Source organism: Roseisolibacter sp. H3M3-2 (genome assembly GCF_029211165.1).
In the GTDB taxonomy this organism is placed as follows: domain Bacteria; phylum Gemmatimonadota; class Gemmatimonadetes; order Gemmatimonadales; family Gemmatimonadaceae; genus Roseisolibacter.
In genome coordinates, this window is the sequence record NZ_JARGEK010000260.1 from 1 (window position 1) to 7,122 (window position 7,122).

6 protein-coding genes and 5 tRNA genes are annotated in these 7,122 nt (G+C 74.2%); 8 read left to right on the forward strand and 3 right to left on the reverse strand.

Annotated elements, in window-relative coordinates:
* The 3 genes from PYV61_RS18025 to PYV61_RS18035 all read right to left on the reverse strand — a co-directional run.
* The coding region (locus PYV61_RS18025) for an NUDIX hydrolase (RefSeq protein ID WP_275834170.1) at nt 1–570 on the reverse strand (570 nt) is incomplete at its 3' end.
* Entirely contained in the window at nt 567–1,382 is an 816-nt protein-coding gene (locus PYV61_RS18030; protein ID WP_275834172.1) for an ABC transporter ATP-binding protein, read from the reverse strand. The genes PYV61_RS18025 and PYV61_RS18030, both read right to left, overlap by 4 nt.
* 149 nt (nt 1,383–1,531) lie before the next feature.
* Complete coding sequence (locus PYV61_RS18035) at nt 1,532–2,422, reverse strand: RNA polymerase sigma factor RpoD/SigA (RefSeq protein WP_275834174.1); 891 nt, start codon at nt 2,420–2,422, stop codon at nt 1,532–1,534.
* A gap of 680 nt (nt 2,423–3,102) precedes the next feature.
* Here PYV61_RS18035 and PYV61_RS18040 point away from each other — a divergent pair.
* The 8 genes from PYV61_RS18040 to PYV61_RS18075 form a co-directional block, all read left to right on the forward strand.
* Nucleotides 3,103–3,175 (forward strand) — tRNA-Ala (locus tag PYV61_RS18040).
* Between the two features lie 124 nt (nt 3,176–3,299).
* Nucleotides 3,300–3,372, forward strand: a tRNA-Gly gene (locus PYV61_RS18045).
* Nucleotides 3,373–3,385: 13 nt separating this feature from the next.
* Nucleotides 3,386–3,459, forward strand: a tRNA-Val gene (locus PYV61_RS18050).
* A gap of 91 nt (nt 3,460–3,550) precedes the next feature.
* A tRNA-Arg gene (locus PYV61_RS18055) sits at nt 3,551–3,624 on the forward strand.
* A gap of 56 nt (nt 3,625–3,680) precedes the next feature.
* Nucleotides 3,681–3,754: transfer RNA gene (locus tag PYV61_RS18060), tRNA-Pro, on the forward strand.
* 164 nt (nt 3,755–3,918) lie between these two features.
* Nucleotides 3,919–4,731 carry a DUF5715 family protein gene (locus tag PYV61_RS18065; RefSeq protein ID WP_275834176.1) on the forward strand — a complete coding sequence of 271 codons (813 nt, stop codon included), beginning with the start codon at nt 3,919–3,921 and terminating at the stop codon, nt 4,729–4,731.
* 33 nt (nt 4,732–4,764) lie between these two features.
* On the forward strand, nt 4,765–6,585 hold the full coding sequence (locus tag PYV61_RS18070) for a glycoside hydrolase family 15 protein (protein WP_275834178.1): 1,821 nt from the start codon (nt 4,765–4,767) through the stop codon (nt 6,583–6,585).
* Between the two features lie 65 nt (nt 6,586–6,650).
* A partial coding sequence (locus PYV61_RS18075; protein ID WP_275834180.1) for a gluconate 2-dehydrogenase subunit 3 family protein occupies nt 6,651–7,122 on the forward strand: 472 nt, incomplete at its 3' end.

Below are 7,122 nucleotides of genomic sequence, written 5' to 3' on the forward strand. Positions count from 1 at the left end.
CGCCCGCCGCCGGCGACGCGGCACGGACTCCTCGGCGGGCCCGGCCGTCGCCGCGTCGGCGGGGGGCGCGCCGGCTGCCGGCGCGCCGGCCGCGGCCGCCGCCTCGGCGGCCATCGCGTCGAGGGCGCAGACCATGGCGTGCGCCCGCCGCAGCACCTCCCGCGCGTTGGCGTACGACACCAGCGCCACCGCCTCCTCGAACGGCGCCCACCGGCAGGCCGTGATCCCCTCCGACCGCTGCGGGCAGGTCGAGACCCGCTGCGTCCGCATCAGGTAGAAGTGACAGACCTTGTGGATCAGCCGCCCGCGGAAGCGGAAGTACCAGTCGATGGTCTCGATCTGCCCCGCGACCGCCAGCTCGCCGAGCCCGGTCTCCTCGGTCACCTCGCGGAGGGCGGCGCACTCGGGCCCCTCCCCCGCCTCCAGGTGCCCCTTGGGGAAGCCCCAGTTCTGGTAGCTGTCGCGGATCAGCAGGAAGACGGGGCGCGGCGCCCCGCCCCCCGCGGCCGCGTAGCGGAAGACGACGCCGCCGGCCGACACCTCCTCGCGCGCGCGGCCGCGGGGGGTCACGCCGCCGCCCCCCGGTCGTCGTCGTCCTCGTCGTCGTCGTCGGGGCGGCGCACGACCCGGAACTCGTCGGTGTGCCCCCCCTCGACCTCGGCGCGCCCCTCCACGAACTGGCGGACGATCGGGTCGCGGGTCTCGCGGATCTCGTCGATCGTCCCCTCCCAGCGCACCCGCCCCTCGTAGAGCATGGCGATGCGCGTCCCGACGGTGAACGCGCTGCGCATGTCGTGCGTGATCACGACGCCGGTGACGCCCAGCTTCTCGCGCATGCGCACCATCAGGCGGTCGATGACCGCGCTGGTGACCGGGTCGAGGCCGGTGGTCGGCTCGTCGTACAGGATGTACTTGGGGCGCAGCGCGATCGAGCGGGCGATGCCGACCCGCTTCCGCATCCCGCCCGACAGCTCGGCGGGGAACCGCGCCTCGACCCCGGGGAGGTCCACCAGGTCCAGCGACTCGCGGACGCGGTCCCGGATCTCCGCCTCGGAGAGCGTCCCCTGCTTGCGCAGCCCCATGGCGACGTTCTCCCCGATGGTCATCGAGTCGAACAGGGCGGCGAACTGGAAGACGTAGCCGATGCGCCCGCGCAGCGCGTACAGGTCGCGCCGCGGCAGCTGGTCCACGCGGAGCCCGTCCACCCAGACCTCGCCCTGGTCTGGGTCGAGGAGCCCGACGATGTGCTTGATGGCGACGCTTTTCCCCGTCCCGGAGTAGCCGATGATGACCATCGTCTCCCCGTCGGGCACGTCGAGCGTGAACCCCTGGAGCACCTTCTTCGGGCCGAACGCTTTGTGGACGTTCTTCAGCTGGATCATTCGGGATCGCGCCGGTCGCTGCGGGCTGCGGACTGCGGGTTCGGCCCGTCGCCGGGGCGGAACTTACCACGCGTCGGGGCCGGGCGTAAACGAAATGCGGGCCGCGGAGGTCATCCGCAGCCCGCAGTCCGCCGCCCGCGCCGCGGCGGTTACGCCGCGAAGGAGCCGAGCGCCCGGCCGACGTCGCCCTCGCGGAGGCGCTTGAGCGCCCGGTCGCGGAGCTGGCGGACGCGCTCGCGGGTGACGCCGAGCATGGAGCCGATCTCCTCAAGCGTGTGCTCGCGCCCACCCTCGAGCCCGAAGTACAGGCGGAGGACCTTGGCGTCGCGCGGCGGGAGGGTGTTGAGCGCCGTCTCGATCTCGTCGGTGAGGAAGCGGTTCATCGCCTCCTCCTCGGTGTCGGGCATCTCGTCGGCGACGAAGCGCTCGATGAGCGAGCGGTCGCCCTCGGGGTCCATCGGGGCGTCGAGGCGGACGTCGCCGGTGTTGAGGGCGGCGAGCGACTGCACGACGTCGACCGACAGGCCGGTCAGCTGGGCCAGCTCCTCGGGGGAGGGCTCGCGGCGCAGCTTCTGGCGGAGGATCTCGCTCGCCTTGATGATGCGCGACAGGTCGGCGGTGCGGTTGAGCGGCACGCGCACCGTGCGCCCCTGGCGGGCGAGCGACGAGAGGATCGCCTGGCGGATCCACCAGACGGCGTACGAGATGAACTTGACGCCCTGGTCGGGATCGAACTTCCGGGCGGCGGTGAGCAGGCCGACGTTCCCCTCGCCGATGAGGTCGATGAGGGGGAGGCCGCGGTTCTGGTACTTCTTGGCCACCGAGATGACGAAGCGCAGGTTGCGCTTGACGAGCTCCTGGAGCGCGTCCTGATCGCCGCTGCGGATCTTGCGCGCGAGCTGGATCTCCTCGTCCCCCTTGAGCAGGGGATAGGTGCTGACCTCGTAGAGGTACTGGTCGAGGATGTCCCGCTCCGGCTCGCTGGGGGCGATGCCGGCGGGGGCAGCGGCGCGGCGGCGCTTCCGCTTGACTTCAGTCATCGTGCGTATCCTGGGACGCGTGCGCGTGGAGAAGGAAGATCGGCGTGCGTCGCGCCCGCAGGGGGCGCGCCGCGGCGCGGGGAAGCCGTCGGGGAGCGGGCGGGCGGCCGGGGCGTCGCCGTGGGCGGCACGGGCCGGACCGGGTGGCAGGTGCCACCGGCGCCGGGCCGTCGCGACCGACGGGGAACGCGCCCCACCGCGCCGGCCCGCGGGGCCGACGGTCGAGCGAGAGCGGGTGCTGCTGGTCCTCGTGGTACGTCCGACAGGTACCGAGCTGCGTTCGAGCTGCCACTGGCCCCGCGCGCGGGTCCGGCGCGACGCGCGGGTCGTGCGGGTGCTGCGCCTGCTGCTGCGACTTCCTGCGCGTGCGGACGGCACGTGCTGCTGCGGCGGCGCTGCTCGGCTGCTCGGGACAGGGTCGGCGACGAGTCGCCGCGACGGCGGCCGCAGCCCCGTTCGCGCGCGTGCGCACGCCCATCTTCCCGCTGGTTTGCCGCAGGTGACGAATGGCCGACACGACCGTTACGGAGACGTCCCCGCGGGCGCTGCAAAATACTGGCCTCGAGGTGTTGCGCCAGCCTCGAAACACCGCGCCATCGCTTGACATGCCATCTACACGCGACTACGATGCTTCGTTCCTGGGACGCTTCGCGGCACGCCGCGCACGCCCCGGGAAAGCCGGGGGCGTAGCTCAGTTGGGAGAGCGCTTGAATGGCATTCAAGAGGTCAGGGGTTCGATTCCCCTCGCCTCCATACCCGGCCCGGCGTCCTGACGGTCACAGCAGTCGCGATCGAGGGACGTCGGCGGTACACGGAGTCGCCCGCTCGCTGGGCCTTGGTCTCCAAGGCCCTTTCGATTCTCCGGCGGCGGCGCTTCGCGGGAATAGCTCAGTTGGTAGAGCACAACCTTGCCAAGGTTGGGGTCGCGGGTTCGAGTCCCGTTTCCCGCTCTTTTGACAATCCGGGCCGTTAGCTCAGTTGGTTAGAGCGCCACGTTGACATCGTGGAGGTCACAAGTTCGAGTCTTGTACGGCCCATCGGACGCGTCGCGGTGAACTCCCGCTCGCCTTGACGCTCCCCGCCCGAACGGCTATCTGTTCGGGGCTGTACCGCAGTACGTAGCACCACGCGCCCGTAGCTCAATTGGATAGAGCATCTGACTACGGATCAGAAGGTTTCAGGTTCGAGTCCTGACGGGCGCGCTGCGGTGATCGTTCCTCTCGAGCGGTCACCGCTTCCCATTCGGGACCTGTACGATCGGGGCGTAGCTTAGCCCGGTAGAGCGCCTGCTTCGGGAGCAGGAGGTCGCTGGTTCAAATCCAGTCGCCCCGACTACCACCGAATCCCCGGCCCGTCCTCCGACGGCGCCGGGGATTCGTGCGTTCGGCCCGGTCGGGTCCCGAATTCCCCCACCCGAGGGGGAACCGCAGGCGGCGGCGGGGTAGAAACATGTGATTCCGATCACGCCCGACGCCCAGCCCCCGGAGACGCCGCCCATGACGCGTGCCCTGCGACTCGGCCTGTTCGCCGTGCTGCTCGCCCCCGCCGCCCTCCCCGCCGCCCCCCTGGGCGCGCTGGGTGGCTCGCTGCGGTCGATGCAGCGGCAGAACGCCGTCGCCCGCCAGGAGGAGTTCGCGTTCGTCCGCACCCAGGCGCAGCTGCGCGCCCTGGTCGACGACGGCGCGCTCGTCCGCGTCGACAACTCGGCGGACGTCCAGCTGCTGTCGTACGTCCACCCGTACGCCCAGCCCGAGGTCCGGCTGCTCGTCGAGCGTCTCGGGGCGCAGTATCGCGCCACCACGGGGCAGCCGCTGGTCGTGACCAGCCTCGTGCGGCCGACGGCCGAGCAGCCGTCGAACTCGCACACCCTGTCGGTGCACCCGGCCGGGATGGCGCTCGACCTCCGCGTCCCCGCCGACGCCAAGGCGCGCCGCTGGCTGGAGCGGACACTGCTGGCGCTGGAGGCCGAGGGGGTCCTCGACGTGACGCGCGAGTTCCGCCCGCCGCACTACCACGTCGCGGTCTTCCCGGCCGCCTACCGCGCCCACGTCGCGCGGCAGGGCGGCGCCGCGCCCGCCCCGGTGGCGGCCGCGTCGGTGCCGGTCGCCGCGCCGGTGACGCCGGCGGTCCTCGCGCTCGAGCCCGCCGTCGCGCCGACGGCCGTGCCGACGGTCGCGCCCGCGCTCCCGACGTCGCTGCCGGGCCCGCTCCCGCTGCCCCTGGCCGCGACGGTCGCGGCCGGGGCCGCCGCGGGGATGGTCGCGATCGTGCGGTGGCGGAGCGCCCACCGCGCCCCCCAGGCCGGCTGACCGGCGCGGGGGCGGCTCCCCCGCCCCCCCGCCATGCCCGGACGGATCGAGGACTACGCGCTCATCGGCGACTGCGAGACGGCGGCCCTCGTCGGCCGCGACGGCTCGATCGACTGGCTCTGCTGGCCGCGGTTCGACTCCGCCGCCTGCTTCGCCGCCCTCCTCGGCGGCCCCGAACACGGCCGGTGGCTCCTGGCCCCCGCCGACCCGGACGCCCGCGCGTCCCGGCGCTACCGCGAGGACACCATGGTCCTCGAGACGGAGTTCGCGTGCGGGGACGGCGCCGTGCGCGTCGTCGACTTCATGCCGGTGCGCGGCGCGCAGTCCGACCTCGTGCGGATCGTCGAGGGGGTGCGCGGGCGGGTGGCGATGCGCACCGAGTTCGTGGTGCGCACCGACTACGGCGCGACCGTCCCCTGGGTCACGCACCTCGACGAGGGCGGGCCGCACGGCACGCTGCGCGCGGTGGCCGGCCCCGACATGCTGCTGCTGCGCGCCGACGTCGCGCTGCGCGGCGAGGGGCTGAAGACCGTCGGCGAGTTCGCGGTCGGCGCCGGCGAGCGCGCCGCCTTCGTGCTGACGTACGCCGCGTCGCACGTCCCGCCGCCGGCGCCGGTCGAGCCGCGCGAGGCGCTCGCCGAGACCGAGGCGTTCTGGCGCGGGTGGGCGGCGCGCGGGACGTACCCCGGCGAGTGGCGCGACGCGGTCTCGCGCTCGCTGCTCACGCTCAAGGCGCTCACCTACCGCCCCACCGGCGGCATCGTGGCCGCGCCCACGACGTCGCTCCCCGAGCAGCTGGGCGGCACGCGCAACTGGGACTACCGCTTCTGCTGGCTGCGCGACGCGACGCTGACGCTGCTGGCGCTGATGGACGCCGGGCACTTCGACGAGGCGGCGGCGTGGCGCGACTGGCTGCTGCGCGCCGCCGCCGGGAGCCCGTCGCAGCTGCAGATCATGTACGGGCTGGCCGGCGAGCGCATGCTGCGCGAGTGGGAGGTGGACTGGCTCCCGGGCTACGAGGGCGCGCGCCCGGTGCGCGTGGGGAACGCGGCGCACGGGCAGCTCCAACTCGACGTGTACGGCGAGGTGCTCGACGCGCTCTTCCAGGCGCGCCGCGGCGGGCTGCCGTCCGACCCCAACGCGTGGCAGATGGCGTGCGCCATGGTCGCGCACCTCGAGACGGTGTGGGAGCGTCCGGACGCGGGGCTGTGGGAGGTGCGCGGCGGGTCGCAGCACTTCACGCACTCGAAGGTGATGACGTGGGTGGCGCTCGACCGCATGGTGCGCGCGACCGAGGAGTTCGGGATGCGCGGCCCGGCCAACCGCTGGCGCGCGCTGCGCGCCCGCGTGCACGCCGAGGTGTGCGAGCGCGCGTTCGACCCCGGGCTCGGCGCGTTCGTGCAGGCGTACGGGTCGAAGCAGCTGGACGCGGGGGTGCTGATGATCCCGCTGGTCGGCTTCCTCCCCCCCGACGACCCGCGCGTCGTGGGCACGGTGGCGCGCGTCGAGGAGCGGCTGATGGAGGGCGGGCTGGTGCGGCGCTACGACAGCGCGGCCACCGACGACGGGCTCCCGGCGGGCGAGGGGGCGTTCCTCGCGTGCAGCTTCTGGCTGGCCGACAACTACGCGATGATGGGGCGCCGGCGGGACGCGCGCGCCCTGTTCGAGCGCCTGCTCGACCTGCGCAACGACGTCGGGCTGCTCGCCGAGGAGTACGACACGCACGTCGGGCGGCAGGTGGGGAACTTCCCGCAGGCGTTCTCGCACGTCGCGCTGGTGGACACCGCGCTGAACCTCGGGCGCGCGACGCCCGACGCGCGCCGCCCGGCGGCGCAGCGCGTCGCGGGGGACTGACGCGGGGGGCTGACGCGGCCGGCCGCCGCGCGCGACACTTCGGCTCCCGCCGCCCGCCCGCCGCGATGCCCGAGTTCCGCCTCTCCGCCGGCCAGCGCCGCGCGCTCGACGCGCTGTGCCGCCGGATCGTCCCCGCCGCCCACGAGACCGACGCCGCGGACGACGGCCGCGCCGGCCTGGCGGCGGCCGCCGAGGCGCGGCTGGCGGCGAACGACCAGGTCACCGCGCGGGTGATGGCGACGCTGATGACGGCGTTCGACAGCCGCGTCGTCGCGGTGCTCGACGGGCGGGCGCCGCGCCGCTTCAGCGCGCGGAACGGCGCGGAGCAGGACGCGATCCTCACCGCGTGGGAGCGGAGCGGGCGGGCGCTGCGGCGCACCGTCTTCCAGGCGTTCCGCCGGCTGGTCCTCTCGACGTACTACGCGCTTCCCGAGGCGCTGGCCGGCGTCGGGCACCGCGGCCCCCTGCCCCGCCGCGCCGCCGAGCAGGCGTGGGAGGGCCCGCTGGCGGGCGACGACGCCGACGACGGCCCGGTGC

Excerpts from the sequence above, each read along its gene's own strand:
- PYV61_RS18030 (WP_275834172.1), bottom strand. The coding sequence starts at position 1,382 with ATGATCCAGCTGAAGAACGTCCACAAAGCGTTCGGCCCGAAGAAGGTG.
- PYV61_RS18035 (WP_275834174.1), bottom strand. The coding sequence starts at position 2,422 with ATGACTGAAGTCAAGCGGAAGCGCCGCCGCGCCGCTGCCCCCGCCGGC.
- PYV61_RS18065 (WP_275834176.1), top strand. The coding sequence starts at position 3,919 with ATGACGCGTGCCCTGCGACTCGGCCTGTTCGCCGTGCTGCTCGCCCCC.
- PYV61_RS18070 (WP_275834178.1), top strand. The coding sequence starts at position 4,765 with ATGCCCGGACGGATCGAGGACTACGCGCTCATCGGCGACTGCGAGACG.